The sequence below is a fragment of the Alsobacter sp. KACC 23698 genome (assembly GCF_045348435.1).
In the GTDB taxonomy this organism is placed as follows: Bacteria; Pseudomonadota; Alphaproteobacteria; order Rhizobiales; family Beijerinckiaceae; genus Alsobacter.
Map to the genome: position 1 here is coordinate 3,846,515 of NZ_CP157484.1, position 19,767 is coordinate 3,866,281.

A 19,767-nucleotide genomic window follows, 5' to 3' on the forward strand; every position below is an offset into this window, starting at 1 on the left:
GTCATCTCAGCTCCGGCTCTCGTGGAAGTAGTCGTACACCGCCCGGGCGGTTGCGGCGTTGACGCCCGGCGCGGTCGCCAGATCCTCCAGCGAGGCCCGGGCGATCGCCTTGGCGGTGCCGAAATGCAGCAGCAGCGCCCGCTTGCGGGCCGGCCCGATGCCGGAGATCTCGTCCAGCGGGCTCTTGGTGAACTCGCGCTTGCGCTTGGCCCGGTGCGTGCCGATGGCGAAGCGGTGCGCCTCGTCGCGCAGGCGCTGAACGAAATAGAGCGCCGGATCGCGCGGCGCGAGCTTGAACGGCTCCCGGCCCGGGATGAAGAAGGTCTCGCGGCCGGCGTCGCGGTCCGGCCCCTTGGCGACGCCCACGAGCGGCACGCCGGACAGGCCGATCTCCTCCAGGGTCTGGCGCGCGGCGTCGAGCTGCCCGCGGCCGCCGTCGACCAGCACGAGATCCGGCCAGGCCGGCATCTCGCCCGCGTCGCGCCCGCCCGCGTCCGGGACCGGCGGCGCGCCCGGCTCCAAGGCCGGCGCGGGGTCGCGCGGGCTCTCCTTCATGAGCCGCGAGAACCGGCGTTTCAGCACCTCGCGCATCATGCCGTAGTCGTCGCCCGGGGTGAGCTCCTCCGAGCGGATGTTGAAGGTGCGGTAATGCGCCTTCGAGAAACCCATCGCGCCGGCCACGATCATGCCGCCGACCGCGTTCGTCCCCATGATGTGCGAGTTGTCGTAGACCTCGATCCGCCGCGGCGGGCGCGGCAGCGCGAAGGCCTCCGCGAGGGCGCCCAGCAGCTTGTGCTGCGACGACGTGTCCGCCAGCCGCCGGCCAAGCGCCTCGCGGGCGTTCTTGGCCGCGTGCTCGACGAGGTCGCGCTTCTCGCCGCGCTTGGGGGTCGACACCTCGACACGCCGCCCGGCGCTGGTGGAGAGCGCCTCCTCCAGGAGCGCGCGCTCCTCGATGTCGTGCGACAGCAGCACCAGCCGGGCCGGCGGCTTGTCGTCGTAGAACTGGGCGATGAAGGCGCCCAGCACCTCGGCTGCGGGCGTCGACTTGTCCGCCTTGGGGAAGTAGTCGCGATTGCCCCAGTTCTGGAAGTTGCGGAAGAAAAACACCTCGACGCAGAACTGCCCGGCCTCCTCGTGGAGCGCGAAGACGTCCGCCTCCTCGGTGTTCTGGGGGTTGATGTCCTGCGAGCCCTGGATCGCCGATAGCGCCGCCAGCCGGTCGCGGTAGCGGGCCGCGCGCTCGAACTCCAGCTCGTCGGAGGCCTTCTGCATGTCGGCGGCGAGTTGCGCCTTCACGCCCTTGCTCTTGCCGCGCAGGAAGTCGCGCGTCTGCGCCGCCAGCCTGGCGTATTCGACATGGCCGATCTCGCCCGTGCACGGGCCGGAGCAGCGCTTGATCTGGTGCAGCAGGCAGGGCCGGGTGCGGTTCTCGTAGTAGCTGTCCGAGCAGCTGCGCAGCAGGAAGGCGCGCTGCAGGGCGTTGAGCGTGCGGTTCACCGCCCAGACGCTGGCGAAGGGGCCGAAATAGTCGCCCGGCCGGTTGCGCGCGCCGCGGTGCTTGGTGATCTGCGGCGACACGTGGTCGCCCGTGAGCAGGATGTAGGGGAACGACTTGTCGTCGCGCAGCAGCACGTTGAAGCGCGGCTTTAGCTGCTTGATGAGGTTGGCCTCCAGCAGCAGCGCCTCGGTCTCGGTCTGGGTGGTGACGAACTCCATCCGGGCCGTCTCGGCGATCACCCGCAGGATGCGGGTGGAGTGGCCGACGCCCCGCGCGTAGCTGGCCACGCGCTTCTTCAGGCTGCGCGCCTTGCCGACATAAAGGACGCCGCCCTCCGCATCGATCATGCGGTAGACGCCAGGCCCGTTCGGCAGCGTCTTCCAGAAGGCGCGGATCACCTCCACGCCGGCCTTCACGCGCGAATTCGCGCCCGGCAGGTCGAAATCGAGCTCGGCCCCCTGCGCCTGCTCCTCGGCCTCGGGCTCGATGTCCGGGCCGTCGAGCTCGTCGTCCTCGAGCTCCACCAGGCTGCGGCCGGCGAACTCGTCGAAGGTGTCCTGAGGCGTGTCCTGGGGCGCGTCCTGCGTCCCGTCGGACGCGGGCCGACTCGTGCGGGGTCCGGATGTCATGGGCCAGATGTAGGACGAACGCGCGGTGGAAAAAAGGAGCGTCGGACGCAGCTGGACATTAGTATCATTGAATGATACGTTACGCATGTTTTCAGACGAGCATTTCCATGATCCGCAGTTTTCGCGACCGGCGCACCGAACAAGTGTTTGCCGGCAAGACCCCGAAGGGGTTCCCGTCGGATCTGATCGGGGTCGCGAGACGGAAACTGCGAATGATCGACGCGGCAGCGGAGCTCGATGACCTTCGTGCGCCTCCGGGCAACAGGTTGGAGAGCCTGCAGCACGATCTTCGTGGACGGCGCTCGATCCGGATCAACGACCAATTTCGGGTTTGCTTCGTGTGGAGCGGAGGCGACGCCTTTGAGGTTGAGATCATCGATTACCTTGAGGACCGAACATGAGTGACGCCGGCCAACTGCCGCCCCTCCATCCCGGCGAAGTGCTTCGGGAGGAGTTCCTGAACCCGCTCGGCCTGACCGCCTATGGCGTCGCCAAGGCCTGCAACGTTCCCCGCACCCGCATCGAGCGAATCGCGCGCGAGGAGATCGGCGTCACGGCGGACACGGCGCTTCGGCTTGGCCGGCTGTTTGGGACCACTCCCGAATTCTGGCTCACTTTGCAGATGCGCTTCGATGTGGAGACCAACCGCAAACGGATCGAAGCCGAGTTGGCCGGCATCACGCCGCGCGCGCCGCAAGACCAGGCAGCCTGACCGGAACGGAATCCGTCTCCGCTTCGTGGACGGCGCCGGCGGGGCGGCCTATAGGGCTCAGGCGGGCGCGGGCGTTGGCGCGGCGCGCCGCGAGACTGGAGAACCGCCCGTGGCCCTGCACTTCACCTCCGACGAATTCGACGCCCGGCGCCGCCGGTTCCTCGCCGCGCTGGCCGAGCGCAGGCTCGACGGCGCGCTCCTGTTCGCCCAGGAGAGCATGTACTGGCTGACGGGCTACGACACCTTCGGCTTCTGCTTCTTCCAGTGCCTCTATGTGGGCGCGGACGGCCGCATGGCGCTGCTGACCCGCTCCGCCGACCTCAGGCAGGCCCAGCACACGTCCACCCTCCGCGACATTCGGATCTGGCGCGACGGGCGCGACGCCGATCCGGCCGCCGACGCCGTCGCCATGCTGCGGGACCTCGGCGGGGCCGGCAAGCGCATCGGCGTGGAGTTCGACAGCTACGGCCTCACGCACGCCAACGGCCGCCGGCTGGAGGCCGCCTTCGCGGGGGTCGCCGAGCTGGTCGACGCCTCCGACGTCATGCCGCGCCTGCGCGCGGTGAAGTCCCCGGCCGAGATCGCCCATGTGCGCCAGGCCGCGGCCCTGTCGGACGTCGCCGACCGGGCCGCCCTGGCGGCGATCCGCGCCGGGGCCGACGAGGGCCATGTCCTGGCCGCCCAGCACGCGGCCGTCTTCGAAGGCGGCGGCGACTATCCGGGCAACGAGTTCATCATCGGGTCCGGCCGCGACGCCCTGCTGTGCCGCTACAAAGCCGGACGCCGGACGCTGGACCCGCAGGATCAGATCACGCTGGAGTTCGCCGGCGTCTACCGCCACTACCACGCCGCCGTGATGCGCACCGTCGTGGTGGGCGAGCCCCGGCCGCTGCACCTCGCCTATCACGCGGCGGCGCGCGACGCGCTCCTGGCCTGCGAGGCCGCCCTCAAGCCCGGCGCGACCGCCGGCGAGGTCTTCGCCGCCCACGCCCGGGTGTTCGACGAGCACGGCCTCTCCTCGCACCGGCTGAACGCCTGCGGCTACTCGCTGGGCGCGAAGTTCACCCCGTCCTGGATGGACTGGCCGATGTTCTACGCCGGCAACGACTGGGTGATCGAGCCCGGCATGGTCATGTTCGCCCACATGATCCTCATGGACTCCGACACCGAGACGGCCATGTGCCTCGGCCGCACCTATTTGGTGGGGGACAACCGCGCCGAAGCCCTCAATTGCAGCGATCTGGACCTCCAGCTTCGCTAGGGTTAAAAGATCCATAACGAGTCCGCCGAAGCGGGCCGGGAGGGGTCATGCGGTCAGGGCACGGGTCACACGCGTTTCGGCGCGTCGGCGTTTGGGCGTCGGCTCTCGCGGCCATGGCGCTCCTGGGCGGATGCCAGACGTCCGACATCTCCTCCGCCCGCTACGAGGCTCCCGGCGTGCCGGTCGCGCTCGGCGACGTGGAGGGCGCCCCGGAGGCCATCAAGGCCCGCGTCTCCGCCGAGATCGCCACGCAGGCCAGCGCGCGCCGCATCGAGATCGTCGAGGCGGCCAGCCAGCCCCGCTACCGCCTGAAGGGTTATCTCACCGCCTACCCCACCGAGACCGGCGACACCGCGCTGAGCTTCGTGTGGGACGTGTTCGATTCGTCCAACCAGCGCGCCCGGCGCGTCACCACCACCACGGTGGCCAGCGGCCAGGGCGAGGATCCCTGGTCGAAGATCGGCGAGACCCAGATCGCCAAGACCGCGTCCCAGAGCATGAACCAGGTCGCCGCCTTCCTGTCGGCCTCGGGCGCCTCGGGCGAGGCTGCGCCGGCCGGCGACTCCGCCCCGCCGTCGCGCGCTCTGGGCTTCACGGCGACGCCGTGACGGCGCCCGGACGCCGCCAAGGCTGTGCGTGTCGCCCCGCCGTCATATTGTGAGCGGCTTCACAGGCTGCTAAGAGCCGGGCGACCGCCGGTTCTCGCCCGAGGCCGGCTGTGCGGCGACGCGCCCAAGCGGACCACAACGGAGCCTGCCGGATGAAGACTGCCATCAAGCTCGTGGCGGGCAATTCCAACCGCGCCCTCGCCGAGGCGATCGGCGCCTATCTGGAGGTGCCGCTCGCCAAATGCCAGGTCCGGCGCTTCGCCGACATGGAGATTTTCGTCGAGATCCAGGAGAACGTGCGCGGCCAGGACGTCTACATCCTGCAGTCGACGTCGTTCCCGGCGAACGACCACCTGATGGAGCTCCTGATCATCATCGACGCGCTGCGCCGCGCCTCGGCCCGGCGCATCACCGCGGTGCTGCCCTATTTCGGCTACGCCCGCCAGGACCGCAAGGCCGGCCCGCGCACGCCCATCTCGGCCAAGCTCGTCGCCAACCTGATCACCGAGGCGGGCGCCGACCGCGTCCTCACGGTCGATCTCCACGCCGGCCAGATCCAGGGCTTCTTCGACATCCCGACCGACAACCTCTTCGGCGCGCCCGTGATGGTGCGCGACGTCAAGGAGAAGATGGACCTCAGCAACGTCATGGTGGTGTCGCCGGACGTCGGCGGCGTGGTCCGCGCCCGCGCGCTGGCCAAGCGCATCGACGCGCCGCTCGCCATCGTCGACAAGCGCCGCGAGCGCGCCGGCGAGAGCGAGGTGATGAACATCATCGGCGACGTCACCGGCCGCACCTGCATCCTGGTGGACGACATCATCGATTCCGGCGGCACGCTGTGCAACGCCGCCGACGCGCTGCTCGCCCATGGGGCGAAGGAGGTCTACGCCTACATCACGCATGGCGTGCTGTCGGGCGGGGCCGTCGCCCGCATCGCGGCCTCCAAGCTGAAGCAGCTGGTGCTGACCGACTCCATCCAGCCCACCGAGGCCGTGAAGGTGGCGCGCAACATCCGCGTCATCTCGGTGGCGAGCCTGCTCGGCGAAGCCATCCAGCGCACCGCGCTGGAGGAGAGCGTGTCCAGCCTGTTCGACTGAGCGTCGCCTGACGCCCCGCCCCTTAAAAAAATTTGGGGCGGATGTCGAAATCCGGGATCATCGATCCTCATCGGGGCAGGCGGACGGCTCCGCCCGCGGCGGATCCCGCCGCCACCCCAGCCCGGAGGACGCGATGGATTACGTCTTGATGTTCTATGAGCCCGCCGAAGCCTTTGGCGAGCGCACCAGCCCCGAGACCGCCGGGCCCTATTGGGGCGCCTGGAGCGCCTACGTCCAGGCGCTTCAGGCCTCCGGGCTGGTGAAGGGCGGCGCCGGACTGCAGCCGCCCCGGGCCGCCGCGACGGTCCGCCTCCAGGATGGGCGGCGCCATGTGCAGGATGGCCCATTCGCCGAGACCAAGGAGCAGCTGGGCGGCTTCTTCCTCATCGACGCCCCGAGCCTCGACGTCGCGCTCGAATGGGCGGCCCGCAGCCCGGCCGCGTCCTATGGCTGCGTCGAGGTGCGGCCCGTGATGCCGCCCATGCCGGCGGGCGCGGGCCCGGCCGGCTGATGGGCGACGACGCGCGCCGCTCCGCCGAGGGCGCGGCGCGCGCCTCCTACGGGCGCCTCGTCGCGTATCTCGCGGCGTGGTCGCGCGACGTGTCGCTGGCCGAGGACGCCCTGGCGGACGCCTTCAGGTTGGCGCTCGAGACCTGGCCCGAGCGCGGCGCGCCGGACCGGCCCGAGGCCTGGCTCCTCGCCGTCGCGCGCCGCCAGATGGGGCATGCCGCCCGGCGCCGCCGCCTGCGGGACGGCCTGGCCGCCGAGCTGGAGCGCGCCGCCGACGAGGCGCAGGAGGCCGCGAACGCCGCCCGGGACGAAGGCGACATGCTGCCGGACAAGCGCCTGGAGCTCCTCTTCGTCTGCGCCCACCCGGCGATCGAGCCCGCGGCGCGCACGCCCCTGATGCTGCAGACGGTGCTGGGCCTCGACGCCGCCCGGATCGCGTCGGCGTTCCTGACCTCGCCGGCCGCCATGGGGCAACGCCTGGTGCGCGCCAAGGCCCGCATCCGCGAGGCCGGCGTCCCGTTCGAGCGCCCCGACGCGCAGTCCTGGGCGGCGCGCCTGGAGGACGTGCTGGCGGCCGTCTACGCCGCCTTCGGCGCCGGCTGGGACAGCGCGCTCGACGCCGACCCGCGGGGCCGCGGGCTGGCCGAGGAGGCTCTCTATCTCGGGCGCCTGCTGGCCGGCCTCTTGCCGAACGAGCCGGAAGCGGCCGGACTGCTGGCTCTGATGCTCCATTGCGGGGCCCGCCGGGAGGCGCGCAGGTCCCCGGCGGGCGCGTTCGTCCCCCTGTCGGAGCAGGACCCGGCCTTGTGGTCGGCGCCCATGATCGCCGAAGCCGAGCGCGTGCTCGGCCGCGCCGCGAGGCTGGGCCGTCCCGGCCGCTATCAGCTGGAGGCCGCGATCCAGTCCGTGCATGCGCAGCGGGCCGTCACCGGCGCGACCCGCTGGGACGCGCTCTGCGTCCTTTATGACGGGCTCGCCGCCCTGGCGCCGACGGTCGGCGTCCTGGTCGGGCGCGCGGCGGCCCAGGGGGAGCAGGCGGGGCCCGACGAGGGGTTGGCCCAGCTCGACGCCTGCGCGGCGGACGCGCGGGACTACCAGCCCTACTGGGCCGTCCGCGCCCACCTGCTGGCCCGGGCCGGCCGGACGGCGCAGGCCCGCGAGGCCTTCGAGCGCGCCGCGGGCCTCAGCGAGGACGCGAGCGTCCGGGCCTTCCTGATGGAGCGCCGCGACGCCCTGGAGCGAGGCCCCGTCCGGAAAGCCCCGGCGGCGGACTAGACCATGCTGTGTTTTGATGGAAACACAGCATGGTCTAGGTTTCTTGATTGTCGCATGCTTCGTGCGGAACGCCGGATTCCACCTTTTCGCAGCATGCTCTAGTCGCCCGCGTCCTTTTCGGCTATAGACCCGCGCGCGTCCGCCAGACACCCCTGGAGGCACGGGCGCGTCGTTCGGGCCGCCTGCGGGCGGCCTTGCTCATGAAGGAACACGATCATGTCCACCACCGTGAAGCAGCTCGAGGCTGCCAAGCGCGTTCAGGGCGGCAAGGGGGCCGCGCGCGCCATTCGTCGACTGAGCCGCATCCCCGCCGTGATCTATGGCGGCGGCGAGGCGCCCGTCTCGATCTCCCTCGACCAGAAGATCGCCACCCAGCTGATCTTCGCCGGCCACTTCCTCACCACGCAGTTCGAGATCGACGTGGAAGGCGAGAAGAGCCGCGTCCTGCCGCGCGACTACCAGCTCGACCCGGTCACCGACCGCGTCATGCATGTCGACTTCCTGCGCCTGCGCCAGGGCCAGCAGATCCGCGTCGAAGTGCCGGTGCACTTCATGAACAACGAGGCGTCGCCCGGCTTGAAGCGTGGCGGCACGATGAACATCGTCCGCCACACGGTGGAGCTGTTCGTGCCGGCCGACAACATCCCGGCCGCGCTCGACGCCGACCTGACCGGCCTGGAGATCGGCGACAGCCTGCACATCTCGGCCATCAAGCTGCCCGAGAACTGCAGGCCGGTGATCGCCGACCGCGACTTCACGGTCGCCACCATCGTCGCGCCGTCCGGCCTCAAGGACGCCGCCGCCGATGACGCCGCCGCCGCCGCTGCCGGAGCGGCCGCCGCCGCCGCCGCGGCTCCGGCCGCCAAGGCCGCTCCGGCCAAGAAGTGATCCGGACGGCCTGAGCCGTTCGCATCGCATGACGGCCGGGCCTCGCGCCCGGCCGCTTTCGTCTACGGGCCATGCGCCCGCGCCCGGCGCGGCGCCGACGCCCGCGTCCCCGGTCCGGATCAGCCCGCATGCTCCTCTTCGTCGGCCTCGGCAACCCGGGCTCGCGCTATGCGGGCAACCGGCACAATATCGGCTTCATGGCCGTGGACGCGATCGCGCGCCGCCACAAGGCCCCGCCGTGGCGCCGCCGCTTCCAGGGCGACGTCACGGAGGCTGCGATCGGGGGCGAGCGGGTCGTGCTGCTGAAGCCCGAGACCTTCATGAACGAATCCGGCCGCGCCGTCGGCGAGGCCATGCGGTTCTTCAAGATCGCCCTGAAGGACGTGGTGGTGTTCCACGACGAGCTCGACCTCGCCCCCTCCAGGCTGCGGGTGAAGCTCGGCGGCGGCAACGCCGGCCACAACGGCCTGCGCTCCATCACGGCGCTGTGCGGCAACGACTATCGCCGGGTCCGGATGGGCATCGGCCACCCGGGCGACAAGGCGCTGGTCCACGCCTATGTGCTGAGCGACTTCGCCAAGAGCGAGCGCGACTGGGTGCAGGACCTCTGCGACGCCTGCGCCGACCACGCCGAGCTGCTGGCGCAGGGCGACGACCCGACCTTCCAGAACAAGATCCACCTCGCCATGGAGGGCCGCGGCTGGGGCGACGTGAAGGGGATCAAGGACCGCGATTGAGCCCGTCATCCCCGGCGGCGCGGAGCGCCGGGAAGGGATGATGGGGGGTCAGCTCGCACCGAGCGCCGCCGCTCCCGGGCCTTGCGTTTTCGGCACATCCCCATCACAACGCCTCATCACTGCAGGAATTGACCACCCATGGGCTTCAAATGCGGCATCGTCGGCCTGCCGAACGTCGGCAAGTCGACCCTCTTCAACGCGCTGACGCAGACGGCGGCGGCGCAGGCGGCCAATTATCCGTTCTGCACCATTGAGCCGAATGTGGGCGACGTGGCGGTGCCGGACCCGCGCCTCGACGCGCTGGCGGCGATCGCCGGCTCCGCGCAGATCATCCCGACCCGCATCACTTTCGTGGACATCGCCGGCATCGTGCGCGGCGCCTCCAAGGGCGAGGGGCTCGGCAACCAGTTCCTGGCCAATATCCGCGAGGTCGACGCCATTGCGCATGTGGTGCGCTGCTTCGAGGACGGCGACATCACCCATGTGGAGGGCAAGGTCGACCCGATCGCCGACATCGAGACGATCGAGACCGAGCTGATGCTGGCCGACCTCGAAAGCCTGGAGAAGCGCGTCGTCTCGCTCGAGAAGAAGGCCCGCGGAGGCGACAAGGAGAGCAAGGAGCAGCTGGACATGGTCCAGCGCTGCCTGAAGCTGCTGCAGGAGGGCAAGCCGGCCCGCATCGTCGAGCGCAAGGCCGAGGAGGAGAAGCTCTTCCAGGGCCTGAACCTGCTCACCGCCAAGCCGGTGCTCTATGTGTGCAACGTCGAGGAGGCCGCCGCCCATGACGGCAACGCCTTCTCGGCCAAGGTGTTCGAGCGCGCCCGGGAAGAGGGCGCGGTGGCGGTCGTGGTCTCCGCCAAGATCGAGAGCGAGATCGCCGTCCTCGCCCCCGAGGACCAGAAGGACTATCTGGAGGCCGTCGGCCTCGACGAGCCGGGCCTCAACCGCGTCATCCGCGCCGGCTACGACCTCCTGCACCTGCTGACCTATTTCACGGTCGGCCCCAAGGAGGCGCGCGCCTGGACGATCACCAAGGGCACCAAGGCCCCGGCGGCCGCGGGCGTGATCCACACCGACTTCGAGAAGGGCTTCATCCGCTCCGAGACGATCGCCTATCCGGACTACGTCGCCCACAAGGGCGAGGCCGGCGCGCGCGAGGCGGGCAAGTTCCGCCTCGAAGGCAAGGAGTATGTCGTGGCCGACGGCGACGTGCTGCACTTCAGGTTCGCCAACTAGAGCATTCCGCGAAAAGGTGGAATCCGTTCCGCCCCACCGCGGACCCGCAGCCTTCGAGCCTCATGCCATGACCGACCTGTCCCTCGCCATCCGGCCCGAGAACCCCGGCGAAGCCGACGTCATCGAGAAGCTGCACGAGCGCGCCTTCGGGCCGGGCCGCTTCGCCCGCACGGCCTTCCGCCTGCGCGAGGGCGTGCCGCACGAGGAGGCGCTCTCCTTCACGGCGCTGGTCGGCACGCTGGTGGTCGGCTCGATTAGGCTGACTCGCATCAGGATCGGCGCCGCCGACGGCCTCCTGCTGGGGCCCGTGACGGTGGAGCCCGCCTTCATGGGCCGGGGCATCGGCATGGCTCTGGTGAGCCGCTCGGTCGAGGCCGCCCGCGAGCAGGGCCACCGGCTGGTGCTGCTGGTGGGAGACGAGCCCTTCTACGGCAAGGTTGGCTTCCGGCGCGTCCCGGCGGGCCGCCTCGCGATGCCGGGACCGGTCGATCCGGCCCGGCTGCTGATCCTGGAGCTTCAACCGGGCGCCTTCGAGGGCGTCGCCGGCCCGGTCGCGCCGATCGCCTGAGATCAGCGCGCCGGCTTGCCGAGGCGCGATTCGCCCAGCCACGTCGTCAGCAGGCTGGCGAGCAGCAGCACCAGCCCGACGAAGCCGAGGAAGACCGGGAACACCGACACGCCCCGCACCACATGGGCGTCGGTGTTGCGCAGCGCGATGAAGTCGCCGCCCGAGAAGCGCGCGCCCGACGCCAGCGTCAGGATGGTGGGGATGCGCGGCGCCTCGCCGGCGCGCTCGGAGACGCGGCGGACCGAGCCGCCGGTCGCGGCCGCGATGGGGCCGAGCTTCTCGGTGGTGGAGACCACCTCCTGGTACTCGCGCGGGTTCGGCGGGCCGACGCTCACGAAGGCGGTCAGCTTGCCGTCCGTCAGGCGGTACAGGCCCGGCTCGTCGGTCTCCACGGAGGCGCGCCACAGGCCCGGGCTCGCGCCCTCCAGCGCGGTCACGCGCGTCTTGCCCGACGGACTCGTGAGCGTCACGTCCGCGACAGTGTCGGCCAAAGACTGGCGCTCGACCGTCACCACATTGCCGCGGGCGGTGGCGCGCAACGCCTCCTCCTCGAGGTCGGGCTCCTTCATCAGCCAGTGGCCCAGCCGGCGCAGCAGGTCGAGATGCGGGCCGCCGCCGCGGAAATTGCGCGCCCACAGCCAGGAGTGGTCCGAGAGCAGCAGCGCCACCCGGCCCTTGCCCTCGCGCGACAGCACGAGCAGCGGCTTGTCGTCCGCTCCCGACATCACCGCCGAGCCGACCTTCACGTCGGCGGAGATCAGCCGCAGCCATTCGCCCCAGGTCGGCGGCTCGCTCTCCGAACCCGGCAGGTTGCGGGTCACCGGATGGCGCGCCCCGGTCGGCGTCACATGGGCCAGATAGGGCTTCTCGACGATCTTGCCGTCGGGCGTGGCCGGGATGGCGGCCGCCAGGGGCGTGCCGGCGAGGCCGGCCCGGCTGGCGAATTCCGGCCCGGCCGCGACCAGCACGGCGCCGCCGTCGCGCACGTAGCGAACCATGTTGGCGAAGTAGACGCCCGGCAGGATCGACTGGTTGGCGTAGCGGTCGAAGATGATGAGGTCGAACTCGTTGATCTTGGTCTCGAACAGCTCGCGCGTCGGGAAGGCGATCAGCGACAGCTCGTTGATGGGCGTGCCGTCCTGCTTCTCGGGCGGACGCAGGATGGTGAAGTGCACCAGGTCGACATTGGCGTCGGACTTCAGGATGTTGCGCCAGGTCCGCTCGCCCGCGTTGGGCTGGCCCGAGACGAGCAGCACGCGCAGCTTCTCGCGAATGCCCTCGACGGGCACCACGGCCTTGTTGTTGTAGGCGGTGAGCTCGCCCGGGGCCTCCTCGGCCTCGATCTCGATGACGTTCTGCCCGCCATGCTCGATGCGGATCGGCAGCCGCACCGTGTCGCCCGGCGTGGCGCGGCGCTCGGCCACCACCGTCCCGTCGCGGCGCACGACGACGCGCACCGGCTCGCTCTGGCCGGGGTCCTCGACCTTGAGCCGGATCACCACGTCCTTGCCGACGATGCCGAAGCGCGGCGTGTCCAGGAGCGCGATGCGCCGGTCGCGCTCGCCCGGATGGCCGGTGACGAGCGCGTGCAGCGGCGCCTTGAGTCCCAGCGCGGCCGCCTGCTCGGGGATGTCGTGGACGACGCCGTCCGTGACCATGATGGCGCCGGCCACCCGGTCCGGCGGCACGTCGGAGAGGCCGGACTCCAGCGCCGAGAACAGGCGCGTCCCGTCCTGGCCGCCTCCGGCCTCCTTCACGTCGATGATGCGGGTCTCGACGTCGGGCAGCGCCTCCAGCCGCTTGCGCACGGCGTCCACGACGGCGGTGGTCTGGGCCGCCCGGTCCCCGAGGCCCTGCGAGGCCGAGCGGTCGACCACCACGGCGGCGACGTCCTTCAGGCGCTCGCGGTCCTCCTGCACGAAGGATGGATTGGCGAGCGCCGCCAGGAAGGCCGCCACCGCCAGCGCGCGCAGCACCGACCCGCGCTGGCGCAGGACCAGCGCCAGGATCGACGCGCCGCCGGCCACGATCGCCAGGACGACCAGGACCGGAAGGGGCAGCAGGGGGGACCAGTCGACGCTCGTCATGAAGTCCTCGTGATCCGGGGCGTCACTGGCCGAGCCGCTCGAGCAGCGCCGGGACGTGCACCTGGTCGGCCTTGTAGTTGCCGGTCAGCGCGTACATCACGATGTTCACGCCGGCCCTGAAGGCGAGCTCCCGCTGCCGCGCCCCGCCGGGCACGAGCGGATAAAGCGGCTCGCCGCGCCGGCCGGTCGCCCAGGCCGCCGCCATGTCGTTGCCGGTGATGATGATGGGCGAGACGCCGTCGCCGGCGCGGGCCGGGCGCTCGGCGTCCGGGCCTTCGCGCGGCAGCGCCTCGATCCAGGTCTGGCCGTCGGCGTAGCGCCCCGGGAAGCTCTCGATCAGGTAGAACGCCTTGGTGACCACGTGGTCGCGCGGCACGGGCTCGAGCTGCGGCACGGCGATGCCCGCCAGGATCTGCCGCAGCGCCAGCGTCTCGGGCGTGGGCGGCCCGCCCGGGCGGCTCGTGCCGGCGTCGCGGGTGTCGAAGATCACCGTGCCGCCGCCCTTCATGAAATCGTCCAGCTTGCGCACCGCGGCCTCGCCGGGCGCCGGGCGGCCGGCCACGATGGGCCAGTAGATGACAGGATAGACGGAGAGCTCGTCGCGCCCGGGATCGACGGAGGCGGGATCGGCCGGGCTGAGCGCCGTGCGGGCGGACAGGAACGAGCTGAGCCCGGTGAGGCCGGCGCGGCTGATCTCGTCCACGGCGGCGTCGCCCGTCAGCACATAGGCGAAGCGCGTCGCCAGCGCCGCGTCGAGCTCCCTCGGGCTCACGGGCGGCCGCGGCTCGGCCGCATAGGCCGGCGGGGCGTAGCCCGCCGCCAGAGCCAGCCCGAGCGCCAGCACGAGGCTGGCGGCCGCGCCGGCCCCGCGGGACCGGGCGCGCCCGAAGGCCATCCGGCCGCTGAGCCAGAGCACCGCCAGCGTATCGGCCGCAAAGCCGATCAGCGCCAGCGCGATCAGCCAGGGCCGCAGGTCGATCGGCGGCTGCCGCAGCAGCGGCTGCATCGTCGCCCCGTAGGCCGCCATGTCCAGCGGCCGGAGCACGGCGTCCGGCGCGAGCGCGTTGACGGCGACGGGCGTATCGGGCGAGCCGTAGAAGCCCGGCGGATGCTCCAGCGAGGCCGTGAGCGCCCCCGTCAGGGCGATCGGCCGCGCCGTCGCGGGCGGCGGCTGGAAGGTCCCGAACCCGTCCAGCGTGCGCAGGGGCGCGGCCGCCACGGGGGCGCCGTTGGCGGCGCTCTGCGCCTGCGCCTCGCTGGTCCCGGCCAGGGCGGCGACGCGGCGCAGCATGTCGACGAAGAGGCCGGACAAGGGCAGGTTGGACCAGGTGGTGTCGGCCGTCACATGGACGAGGGCGATGAGCCCCTGCCCCCGCCTCTCGGCGGTGATGATCGGCGTGCCGTCCGCCAGCGCCGCCCAGGTCTTGCGGCTGAGGTCGGCGTCCGGCTCGGCCAGGAGCTGGCGCGTGACCCCGACGTCGGCGGGCGGCGTCAGGCCGAAGAACGGGCTGGCGCGGTCGAACGGGGCTAGCGTGCGCGGGCTTTCCCAGGACAGGGCGCCGCCGAGCGCGCGGCCGCCGCGCCGCAGCCGCACGGGCGAGAGCTCGTCCCCGGTCGCCGCCGCCAGGCGCGATCCGGCGAAGCGCAGCAAAAGCCCGCCATCGTCGACGAACTTGCCCAGGCGCTGGCGAATGTCGGGCGGCAGCGCGCCGATGTCGGCCAGCACCAGCATCGAGACTTTCTCGTCCAGCAGGGTGTTGATGGCCTCGTTCGGCCCCATGCGGGGCTCGCGCACGTCGGCGTAGGGGCCGAGCGCGCGCGTCACGTAATAGGTCGGCGACAGCAGCGGCTGCGCGGTGTCGACCGTCGCGCCGGAGACGACGCCGATGCGCCTGCGGCGGCTGGATTCGTCCACCAGCGCCACCGCGCCGGCGGTGCGCTCGTCGGCGACGTCGAGCCGGGCGATCTCGTTGCGCAGGTCCACCGGCAGGGCGATGCTGGCGCGGGTCTCCGTCTCGCCGCCCCCGAACGCGAAGGCGGCCTCGCCGAGCGGCAGGCCGCGCCGGTCGAGCGCGCGCACGACGCCGGCGTCCCGTCCGTTCGGCTCGGCCCGCAGCACCCGCACGGTCATGCCGGCGGCGGCGTTCTCGACGCCGGCCAGCGCCAGCGGCCGCGCCGCCGGCCCGGCCACGATGGTGAGGCTGCGATCGCCGACGGCGGCCTTGAAGGCGTCGCGGAACGCGGCCTGCTCGCCCAGCGCGAGGCCGTCGGCGATCCAGACCAGCTCGGCCTTCGGCTCGCGCTCCAGGAACCGGCCGAGCGGGGCGAGGACGGCCGACCGGTCCGGGCCATGCGGGGCGGGCTTCAGCGCGCGGACGCGGTCCAGCGCCGCGCCGGCGTCGCCGAGGCGCACGTCGGCCAGCGGCTCGCCGGTCGCCAGGATGGCGACGCCCCGGTTGTCGCGCGCCGCGCCGCGGATCACGTCCTCGGCCGCGTTGACGCGCTCGCGCCAGTCGGGCGCGGCGGCCCAGCCGGAATCCATCAGCACCAGGATGGGTCCGCTGCGGCCGATGGCCTGCTTCAGGGCGTTCCACACGGGCCCCGCCATGGCGACGATCACGAGGCCGGCGACGACGAGGCGCAGCAGCAGCAGCCACCAGGGCGTCCGGGCCGGGCTCTCCTGCTGGGGGATGAGGTCCAGGATGAGGCGCAGCGGCGGAAAGTCGATGCGGCGCGGCTGGGGCGGCGTGACCCGCAGCAGGAGCCAGAGCGCCGGGAGCGCCGTCAGCGCCAGCAGGACGGCCGGAGCGGTGAAGCCGAGCGACAGCGATTCGAACATGCTCAGCCTCCCCCGCCGATGCGCACGCCGGCCATGCCGGCGTCCCGTTCGGCGATGCGCGCCGCCAGCGACAGCAGCGCCTCCGAGGCGGGCCGGTCGGTGCGGTGCACCGCGAAGGTCCAGCCGCGCCGGGCGCAGGCCTCGCGGATGGCCTCGCGATGCGCCTTCATGCGGTCCAGCACCAGGGCGCGGAACGATCCGGCGTCGCCGACGCGCAGCGTCTGCGGGCCTTCCAGTTCGGCCAGCACGGCCTGGCCCTCGAACGGGAACGTCTCCTCCACCGGGTCCAGCACCATCACGAGGTGGCCGCCCGCGCCCCGCGCAGCCATGCGCTCGATGGCCTCGCGGACGCGCGCCGCGGGAGTGAGGAAGTCGCTGATCAGCACGGCCTCGGTGAGCGGCGCCAGCGGCAGGCCCGGAGGCGCGTCGGCGGGCTCGGACCGGTCCGCCGCCAGCGCCTCGGCGATGCGGTCGACGATGGAGCGCGACGCCTGCGGGTTGGTGAGGCCGATATGGCCGACGCGCTCGCCGCCGCGCACCAGGATGTCGGCCAGCGCGAGGCCGAGCACGACGGCGCGGTCGATCTTGGGCGCCTGCGCCAGCGCCGACGCGTAGCCCATCGAGGCGGAGCGGTCGATCCACAGCCAGACCGTGTGGGCGGCCTCCCATTCCCGCTCCCGGACATAGTAGCGCTCGTCGTCCCGGGCCGAGCGGCGCCAGTCGACCCGATGCGCCGGCTCGCCCGGCATGAAGGTGCGGAACTGCCAGAACGCCTCGCCGGAGCCGGCCTGCCGGCGCCCGTGGATGCCGTGCGCCGCGGTGGCGGCGATCCGGCGCGCCTCGATGGCGAGACGGGGCAGGCGCCGGGCGAGGTCCAGCGCGCCGGTGGCGTGCCGGTTCCCGACCGCTCGTTCCGCTGTGTCGAGAACCCGGACCTTGACCATCCCGGCGCCCTAGCCGATCCGTTCGACGAGGCGCCGGATCAGGCCGCCGATGGTCTCGCCCTCGGCGCGCGCCGCGAAGGTGAGCGCCATGCGGTGCTTCAGCACCGGCTCGGCCAGCGCGGCGACGTCGTCCAGCGACGGCGCGAGGCGTCCCTGCAGCAGCGCGCGGGCGCGCACCGCCAGCATCAGCGACTGGCCGGCCCGCGGGCCCGGACCCCAGGCGAGATGCTGGGCGATGGCGGCGTCGCCCTCGCCCGGCCGGGCCGAGCGGACGATGTCCAGGATCGCCTCCACGACGCTCTCGCCCACCGGCAGGCGCCGCAGCAGGCGCTGCGCCGCCATCAGGTCCTCGCCGCTCATGGCGGCCTTGGCGCGGGCCGCGCCGTCCGTCGTCGTCTCCAGCAGGATCCGCCGCTCGGTGGCGGCGTCCGGATAGCCCACGTCGATCTGCATGATGAAGCGGTCGAGCTGGGCCTCCGGCAGCGGGTAGGTTCCCTCCTGCTCGATCGGGTTCTGGGTGGCCAGCACGTGGAACGGGCGCGGCAGGTCGTGCGGCTCGCCCGCCACCGTCACGTGATACTCCTGCATGGCCTGCAGCAGGGCGGACTGGGTGCGCGGGCTGGCGCGGTTGATCTCGTCCGCCAGCAGCAGCTGCGAGAAGATCGGGCCCTTCACGAAGCGGAAGGCGCGGCGCTTGTCGACCGTCTCCTCCAGCACCTCCGAGCCCAGGATGTCGGAAGGCATCAGGTCGGGCGTGAACTGGATGCGGCGGCTCTCCAGGCCCAGCACCACCGCCATGGTGTCGACCAACTTGGTCTTCGCCAGCCCCGGGACGCCGACCAGCAGGCCGTGCCCGCCGGACAGCACGGTGATCATCGCGTTCTCGACCACCTGCGTCTGGCCGAACACGACGCCGCCGATCGCCTCGCGGGCGCGGGTGATCTGCTCGAGGGCGGCTTCCGCCGAGCGCACGATCATGGCGTCCAGGCTGGCGGCGTTGGCGGTGTCGGTCATGGGCGGCCCTCGCTTGGACGCTTCGGCGCCACGAGGGCCGGGCGTCACGATCGCGTCGTCAGTGCTTCAGCATCGCGCGCCAAGGGCCAACGGTTCAAGCCCGGCGGGATGCCGCGCCGTCCCTTCTCCCGCACGATTGCGTGTCGTCTCCCGAGATCGCGCGGAGAACGCCGCAACGCCAATCGAGACGCCCCTAAGCTCACGACCCGCTGAGGCGAAAACGTGGCGGGGGCGAGCGTCGTTCCGTCGCTGCGCGGCGCACCGGCGCGCTTGCGCTCAATCGGCCGTCGGCAGGCGCCGGATCGTGAACTCGATCCGCCCGTCCTCCAGCTCGCGCCACCACTCGATCTCGGTCATGTAGGCGGCCTTCGGGAACCGCGAGAACGCCTCCCGGGCTTTCTCCCGGGCCTCCTCGCGGGGCAGCGTGAAGGTCTCGCGCTTCCAGGCGTCGCTCTTGGATGCGGACCGCCCCGTCCGCGCCTCCTCGCCGGCGCGCTGCGAGAGCCGGCGCGCCACATCCGCGGGTCGAAAGGGCTGTCGGCTCATCGGGATACGCCTCACGCAAGAGCGAGCCGCCGCTCTCGCGACGAATGTAGCGCGCGCGCAGCCGAAAGGGGAGTCGGAACGACGCTCACCCCTCGGCCAGCGCCTGCGCCAGCATGGCGTCGCGCTGGCCCGGATCGTCGGGGAAGCCGGCCGCGATCCAGAGCTCCTCTGCGCGGGCCAGGATGGCCCCGACCCGCGGGCCGGCGGGGACGCCGTGCGCCAGGACGGCGCGGCCCGTCCAGGGCCGGACCGGGACAGGCTCGGCCAGCGCCGCGAAGGCCGGGCGAAGCGCGTCCGGGCGGGCCTCGCCCGTCTCGCGCGCCGCCAGGACGGCGAGCGCGTCGCGCGCCGGCCCCGCGCCGCGCCGGTAGGCCAGCGCGCGCCAGTCCTGGACGGACAGGCTGGCCACCCGCCCATGCAGGGCTTCCAGAAGGGCGGCGCAGGCGTCGAGCCGCTCGGCTTCCTGGTTGGACAGCCGCAGGCGCTGGGCCAGCAGGCCGGCGTCCTCGCGCACCCGCACGGCGAGCGCGGCGAGGCGCAGGACGGGATCGGCGCCGGCCGACGCCGCCGCCGCCATGGCGTGCGGATCGGGCGCGAGCCCCAGGATGCGGTCGAGAAAGCCGCATTCGGCGAGGATCCGGGCCAGTTCGGGCGCCCGGCGCGTCGCCAGCAACTTCATCAGCTCCGCCCTCACCCGCTCGCTGGAGAGCCGCGCCAGACCCGCCCGCAGGCGGATCGACGCCCGCAGGGCTTCGGGATCGAGCGGGCCCTCGCCATACTCCGCGGTGAAGCGGAACAGGCGCAGGATGCGCAGATAGTCCTCGCGGATGCGCGTCTCGGCGTCGCCGATGAAGCGCACGCGGCGCAGAGCCAGGTCCGCGAGCCCGCCGACATGGTCGACGACCTCGCCGTCGGGCCGCGCATAGAGGGCGTTGATGGTGAAGTCGCGCCGCTGCGCGTCATGGGAGAAATCGCGGCCGAACGCCACGACGGCGCGGCGCCCGTCAGTCTCGACGTCCTCGCGCAGGGTCGTGACCTCGAACGGATGGTGGTCGACCAGCACCGTCACGGTGCCGTGCTCGACGCCGGTCGGCAGGGCGCGGAACCCGGCCGCCTCGGCGCGCCGCGTCACCTCGGCCGGCAGGGCCGTGGTGGCGACGTCGACGTCGCCATGGGGCAGGCCCAGCAGGGCGTTGCGCACCGCGCCGCCGACGACCCGGGCTTCCTCGCCGTCGCCGTCGAGCACGGCCAGGAGCCGGCGCAGTTCGGGGATGTCGAGCACGCTGGGCGACGGCATCCGCGCGAAGGTGGGCTG

General features: G+C 72.4%; 18 protein-coding genes. 11 read left to right on the forward strand and 7 right to left on the reverse strand.

What is annotated here, in order from left to right:
- Positions 1-6: 6 nt before the first annotated feature.
- Positions 7-2,130 (reverse strand): excinuclease ABC subunit UvrC, encoded by a 2,124-nt coding sequence (uvrC, locus tag ABEG18_RS18340; protein ID WP_406854486.1) that lies wholly within the window; start codon positions 2,128-2,130, stop codon positions 7-9.
- A 107-nt stretch (positions 2,131-2,237) separates the two neighbouring features.
- Between uvrC and ABEG18_RS18345 the strand changes: the two genes are divergently transcribed.
- The 11 genes from ABEG18_RS18345 (at position 2,238) to ABEG18_RS18395 (ending at position 11,022) form a co-directional block, all read left to right on the forward strand.
- Positions 2,238-2,531: a type II toxin-antitoxin system RelE/ParE family toxin gene (locus tag ABEG18_RS18345; RefSeq protein WP_406854487.1), complete on the forward strand. Its 294-nt coding sequence runs from the start codon at positions 2,238-2,240 to the stop codon at positions 2,529-2,531.
- A complete protein-coding gene (locus ABEG18_RS18350) occupies positions 2,528-2,842 on the forward strand; it encodes a HigA family addiction module antitoxin (protein WP_406854488.1) in 315 nt (104 codons plus the stop codon). The genes ABEG18_RS18345 and ABEG18_RS18350 overlap by 4 nt, the downstream gene beginning before the upstream one ends.
- 109 nt (positions 2,843-2,951) lie before the next feature.
- A complete protein-coding gene (locus ABEG18_RS18355; protein ID WP_406854489.1) occupies positions 2,952-4,103 on the forward strand; it encodes a M24 family metallopeptidase in 1,152 nt (383 codons plus the stop codon).
- A 113-nt stretch (positions 4,104-4,216) separates the two neighbouring features.
- Positions 4,217-4,711, forward strand: a complete 495-nt coding sequence (locus ABEG18_RS18360; RefSeq protein ID WP_406854490.1) for a hypothetical protein — start codon at positions 4,217-4,219, stop codon at positions 4,709-4,711.
- 152 nt (positions 4,712-4,863) lie between these two features.
- A complete protein-coding gene (locus ABEG18_RS18365; protein WP_406854491.1) occupies positions 4,864-5,808 on the forward strand; it encodes a ribose-phosphate pyrophosphokinase in 945 nt (314 codons plus the stop codon).
- A gap of 133 nt (positions 5,809-5,941) precedes the next feature.
- Complete coding sequence (locus ABEG18_RS18370) at positions 5,942-6,319, forward strand: YciI family protein (protein WP_406854492.1); 378 nt, start codon at positions 5,942-5,944, stop codon at positions 6,317-6,319.
- A complete protein-coding gene (locus ABEG18_RS18375) occupies positions 6,319-7,593 on the forward strand; it encodes an RNA polymerase sigma factor (protein ID WP_406854493.1) in 1,275 nt (424 codons plus the stop codon). Before ABEG18_RS18370 ends, ABEG18_RS18375 begins: the two co-directional genes overlap by 1 nt.
- A gap of 216 nt (positions 7,594-7,809) precedes the next feature.
- A complete protein-coding gene (locus ABEG18_RS18380; RefSeq protein WP_406854494.1) occupies positions 7,810-8,481 on the forward strand; it encodes a 50S ribosomal protein L25/general stress protein Ctc in 672 nt (223 codons plus the stop codon).
- 128 nt (positions 8,482-8,609) lie between these two features.
- Positions 8,610-9,218: an aminoacyl-tRNA hydrolase gene (gene pth, locus ABEG18_RS18385; RefSeq protein WP_406854495.1), complete on the forward strand. Its 609-nt coding sequence runs from the start codon at positions 8,610-8,612 to the stop codon at positions 9,216-9,218.
- A 138-nt stretch (positions 9,219-9,356) separates the two neighbouring features.
- A complete protein-coding gene (gene ychF / locus ABEG18_RS18390) occupies positions 9,357-10,454 on the forward strand; it encodes a redox-regulated ATPase YchF (protein ID WP_406854496.1) in 1,098 nt (365 codons plus the stop codon).
- A 67-nt stretch (positions 10,455-10,521) separates the two neighbouring features.
- Complete coding sequence (locus tag ABEG18_RS18395; protein WP_406854497.1) at positions 10,522-11,022, forward strand: GNAT family N-acetyltransferase; 501 nt, start codon at positions 10,522-10,524, stop codon at positions 11,020-11,022.
- A gap of 2 nt (positions 11,023-11,024) precedes the next feature.
- Here the strand turns inward: ABEG18_RS18395 and ABEG18_RS18400 are convergent, their stop codons facing one another.
- The 6 genes from ABEG18_RS18400 to ABEG18_RS18425 form a co-directional block, all read right to left on the reverse strand.
- Positions 11,025-13,109: a hypothetical protein gene (locus tag ABEG18_RS18400; RefSeq protein WP_406854498.1), complete on the reverse strand. Its 2,085-nt coding sequence runs from the start codon at positions 13,107-13,109 to the stop codon at positions 11,025-11,027.
- 22 nt (positions 13,110-13,131) lie between these two features.
- Positions 13,132-15,948: a DUF4159 domain-containing protein gene (locus ABEG18_RS18405; protein ID WP_406854499.1), complete on the reverse strand. Its 2,817-nt coding sequence runs from the start codon at positions 15,946-15,948 to the stop codon at positions 13,132-13,134.
- A gap of 2 nt (positions 15,949-15,950) precedes the next feature.
- A complete protein-coding gene (locus ABEG18_RS18410) occupies positions 15,951-16,892 on the reverse strand; it encodes a DUF58 domain-containing protein (RefSeq protein WP_406854500.1) in 942 nt (313 codons plus the stop codon).
- A 9-nt stretch (positions 16,893-16,901) separates the two neighbouring features.
- Complete coding sequence (locus tag ABEG18_RS18415) at positions 16,902-17,906, reverse strand: AAA family ATPase (protein WP_406854501.1); 1,005 nt, start codon at positions 17,904-17,906, stop codon at positions 16,902-16,904.
- Between the two features lie 276 nt (positions 17,907-18,182).
- Complete coding sequence (locus ABEG18_RS18420; protein WP_406854502.1) at positions 18,183-18,452, reverse strand: hypothetical protein; 270 nt, start codon at positions 18,450-18,452, stop codon at positions 18,183-18,185.
- Between the two features lie 85 nt (positions 18,453-18,537).
- Positions 18,538-19,749, reverse strand: coding sequence for a CCA tRNA nucleotidyltransferase (locus ABEG18_RS18425; RefSeq protein WP_406854503.1), 1,212 nt, complete (start codon positions 19,747-19,749; stop codon positions 18,538-18,540).
- Positions 19,750-19,767 lie beyond the last annotated feature (18 nt).

Bases quoted from the DNA above. Each gene is read 5' to 3' on its own strand.
- ABEG18_RS18375 (WP_406854493.1), top strand. From the start codon at position 6,319: ATGGGCGACGACGCGCGCCGCTCCGCCGAGGGCGCGGCGCGCGCCTCC.
- ABEG18_RS18420 (WP_406854502.1), bottom strand. From the start codon at position 18,452: ATGAGCCGACAGCCCTTTCGACCCGCGGATGTGGCGCGCCGGCTCTCG.
- ABEG18_RS18360 (WP_406854490.1), top strand. From the start codon at position 4,217: ATGGCGCTCCTGGGCGGATGCCAGACGTCCGACATCTCCTCCGCCCGC.
- ABEG18_RS18380 (WP_406854494.1), top strand. From the start codon at position 7,810: ATGTCCACCACCGTGAAGCAGCTCGAGGCTGCCAAGCGCGTTCAGGGC.
- pth (WP_406854495.1), top strand. From the start codon at position 8,610: ATGCTCCTCTTCGTCGGCCTCGGCAACCCGGGCTCGCGCTATGCGGGC.
- ABEG18_RS18400 (WP_406854498.1), bottom strand. From the start codon at position 13,109: ATGACGAGCGTCGACTGGTCCCCCCTGCTGCCCCTTCCGGTCCTGGTC.
- ABEG18_RS18370 (WP_406854492.1), top strand. From the start codon at position 5,942: ATGGATTACGTCTTGATGTTCTATGAGCCCGCCGAAGCCTTTGGCGAG.
- ABEG18_RS18410 (WP_406854500.1), bottom strand. From the start codon at position 16,892: ATGGTCAAGGTCCGGGTTCTCGACACAGCGGAACGAGCGGTCGGGAAC.
- ABEG18_RS18365 (WP_406854491.1), top strand. From the start codon at position 4,864: ATGAAGACTGCCATCAAGCTCGTGGCGGGCAATTCCAACCGCGCCCTC.
- ABEG18_RS18345 (WP_406854487.1), top strand. From the start codon at position 2,238: ATGATCCGCAGTTTTCGCGACCGGCGCACCGAACAAGTGTTTGCCGGC.
- ABEG18_RS18425 (WP_406854503.1), bottom strand. From the start codon at position 19,749: ATGCCGTCGCCCAGCGTGCTCGACATCCCCGAACTGCGCCGGCTCCTG.
- ABEG18_RS18350 (WP_406854488.1), top strand. From the start codon at position 2,528: ATGAGTGACGCCGGCCAACTGCCGCCCCTCCATCCCGGCGAAGTGCTT.
- uvrC (WP_406854486.1), bottom strand. From the start codon at position 2,130: ATGACATCCGGACCCCGCACGAGTCGGCCCGCGTCCGACGGGACGCAG.
- ABEG18_RS18415 (WP_406854501.1), bottom strand. From the start codon at position 17,906: ATGACCGACACCGCCAACGCCGCCAGCCTGGACGCCATGATCGTGCGC.
- ychF (WP_406854496.1), top strand. From the start codon at position 9,357: ATGGGCTTCAAATGCGGCATCGTCGGCCTGCCGAACGTCGGCAAGTCG.
- ABEG18_RS18405 (WP_406854499.1), bottom strand. From the start codon at position 15,948: ATGTTCGAATCGCTGTCGCTCGGCTTCACCGCTCCGGCCGTCCTGCTG.
- ABEG18_RS18395 (WP_406854497.1), top strand. From the start codon at position 10,522: ATGACCGACCTGTCCCTCGCCATCCGGCCCGAGAACCCCGGCGAAGCC.